The 2753-nt window shown below is 71.4% G+C and carries 2 protein-coding genes and 1 pseudogene; all 3 read right to left on the bottom strand.

The window, feature by feature from the left end:
* The coding region (locus tag WA805_RS08580; protein WP_425242073.1) for an NAD(P)-binding protein at positions 1-1247 on the bottom strand (1247 nt) is incomplete at its 3' end.
* A gap of 4 nt (positions 1248-1251) precedes the next feature.
* Positions 1252-2301, bottom strand: coding sequence for a thiamine pyrophosphate-dependent enzyme (locus tag WA805_RS08575; protein WP_425242072.1), 1050 nt, complete (start codon positions 2299-2301; stop codon positions 1252-1254).
* Positions 2302-2303: 2 nt separating this feature from the next.
* Positions 2304-2753 (bottom strand): annotated as a pseudogene (locus WA805_RS08570) (hypothetical protein); the annotation flags it as partial.

Below are 2753 nucleotides of genomic sequence, written 5' to 3'. Positions count from 1 at the left end.
GCCTTCTTGCCGTGGCCGATGGCGACCGTGACGGTCCGCTCCGCGGGCACCATGTCGCCGCCGGCGAAGATCCCCTGGTGCCCGGTCATCAGGTCCGCGCCAACATCGACGGTCCCGCCGGAGAACGTCACGCCGGGCACGCCGTCGAGCACGGCCAAGTCGGCGTCCTGGCCGAGCGCGAGCACCAGGCAGTCCGCCGCCAGCTCCTCGAACTCCCCCGTCGGCCGCGGGAACCCGGCCTCGTCCAGCCGCATCTTCTCGATCACCAGCTTGCCGTCGCCGGCGTGCGCGACCGTGGAGAGCCAGCGCATCGTGACGCCTTCCTCCACCGCCTCTTCCACCTCGATGTCGTGCGCAGGCATCCGATCCCTGGTGCGCCGGTAGACGACGACGGCCTCGGACGCGCCAAGCCTGCGCGCGGTGCGCGCCGCGTCCATGGCGGTGTTCCCGCCGCCGTAGACGGCGACACGACGGCCGAGCATCGGCGGAGAGCCGTCTTCGACCCGGTGCAGGAGCGACACCGCGTCCATGATCCTGGCCGAGTCGCCGGCCGGGATGTAGGCGCGCTTGCCGATGTGCGCGCCGACGGCCACGAACGCAGCGTCGAAGGTCCCGCCGCCCTCGGTGAGCTCGGCAAGCAGGTCAGTGACGGTCGCGTTGAGCTCGAGCGTGACGCCCATGTCCAGGACGCGGGTGATCTCGGCGTCCAGGATGTCGCGCGGCAGCCGGTACTTCGGGATGCCGTAGCGCATCATGCCGCCGGGCTTGGCGCCCGCGTCCTTGATCGTCACCGAGTGACCCAGCCGGGTGAGGTGATAGGCGGCCGACAGCCCCGAGGGCCCGGCGCCTACCACCAGCACCCGCTTACCCGTCTGCGCCGCCGCGACGGGTAGCTTCCATCCCCTATTGATGGCTTCGTCGCCAAGGAAACGCTCCACCGAGTTGATCCCGACGGCCTCGTCGAGCTGGCCACGGTTGCACGCGGTCTCGCACGGCCGGTAGCAGACCCGGCCCATGATCGCGGGGAACGGGTTGTCGGCCACGATCTGCCGCCAGGCGCTCTGGTACGCCTCCTGGTCCCCCTCTTCGGCGTGGTACAGCCACTGCTGGACGTTCTCGCCGGCCGGGCAGGCGTCGTTGCACGGCGGCAGGTTCTGCACGTAAACGGGGCGCTCGGTGCGCCACGCGCCGGTGTGGTTGGCGCGGCTCGAGCCTGGCGTGAGCGTGATGGCGAAGGGCCTTTCCATGGGGTCACCGCCCTTCCGCGGAGCCGACGGGGCTGTCTAGAGGAAGCCGCGTACGTTCCGGATGATCACGAATCAGCCCGAATCGGGAGACGTTGCGGTCGGCCGAGGCCTGGATCCGCGCGATGACGTCCGTCCGCTCCTCGGGGCGGAACAGGTGCGCGTAGCGGGCCTGCAGGCGCAGGTAGTCGGTGACGGGCACCTGGCGGCGGATCGGGGTCGCGCTGACCACCTGGCCGGCCTCGGCCTCGAAGACGGGGAACAGGGCCGACTCGACAGCGAGCCTGGCGACCTTGATCGTGTCGGCGGGCGAGCTGCCCCAGCCGAGCGGGCACGGCACCAGGATGTGCAGGTAGCGGGCCCCGTGGAAGTCCATCGCCCTGGTCGCCTTGTACTCCAGGTCGCGCAGGTCGGCCACCGTGGCGGTGGCCACGTACGGGATCTCGTGCGCTATGGCGATGAGCGGGACGTTCTTGCCCTGGCCGAAGGTGTTGCCTGGTTCGGGTCCTTCGGCTGGCGTGGTCGCGGTGCGCGCGGCGGGCGGGGTGGCGCCGGACCGCTGCACGCCGGTGTTCATGTAGGCCTGGTTGTCGTAGCAGATGTAGAGCACGTCGTCGTTCCGCTCGAACATGCCGGACAGGCAGGCCATGCCGATGTCCACCGTGCCGCCGTCGCCGCCCTGGCCGACGACCCGGATGTCGCCGCGGCCCATGGCCTTCAGCGCGGCGGCCACGCCGGTGGCGACCGCGGGCGCGTTGCCGAACAGCGAGTGCAGCCACGCGATCTGCCAGGAGGTTTCGGGGAACGGGGTGGAGAACACCTCGAGGCAGCCGGTCGCGTTGACCGCGATCAGCTTGCCCTTGGTGGCGCGCATCACCGCGTCGAGCGCATAGCGCGCGCCGAGCGCCTCGCCGCAGCCCTGGCAGGCGCGGTGGCCGCAGGTCAGCGTGTTCGACCGGGTCGCGCTTGACTGGACGCTGCGCAGGTCTGCCGGCAGCAGGCGGTTGCCGGCCGCGAAGCTGCCGGTCTGGTAGAACTTGATCCGCTGGTAAGGCATGGTCACGACCTCCCTGCGAGGTCACGGAGGATGTTCTCCGCGGTCGGGCCTGATCTGCGGGCGGCGCGGATCCGCGTCAGCTCGCCCTCGACCAGGTGCGTGTCCAGGTCGAGGAAGCTGAACGCGGGGAGTTCGCCGCGCGCGGCGCTGGTGAGCATGTGGCGCAGCGAGTCACGGGTGACGGGCCGGCCGCCGAGGCCGGCGATGACCGTCGAGATGATCGCGTCCCTGGGTCCGCCGTCGCCGGTCGCTAGCGCCGTCCTGAGGTCCGCGGTGACGACGCCGCCGGCGCCCGGCGCGAGCGATCGCTCGAGCACGACCAGGCGCCGCAGGCGGTTGTCGTCGCCAAGCGCGTCGCGCACCGCCTGGGCAGGGAACGGGCGGAACGTGGTGATGCCGAGCGCGCCGACCCGCTCGCCCTCGTCGCGGAGCTCGTCGATCGCGTCCTTGAC

Source organism: Trebonia sp., assembly GCF_049794275.1.
In the GTDB taxonomy this organism is placed as follows: Bacteria; Actinomycetota; Actinomycetes; order Streptosporangiales; family Streptosporangiaceae; genus Trebonia.
This window is presented reverse-complemented; position numbering and strand designations above follow the sequence as displayed.

Excerpts from the sequence above, each read along its gene's own strand:
- WA805_RS08575 (WP_425242072.1), bottom strand. The coding sequence starts at position 2,301 with ATGCCTTACCAGCGGATCAAGTTCTACCAGACCGGCAGCTTCGCGGCC.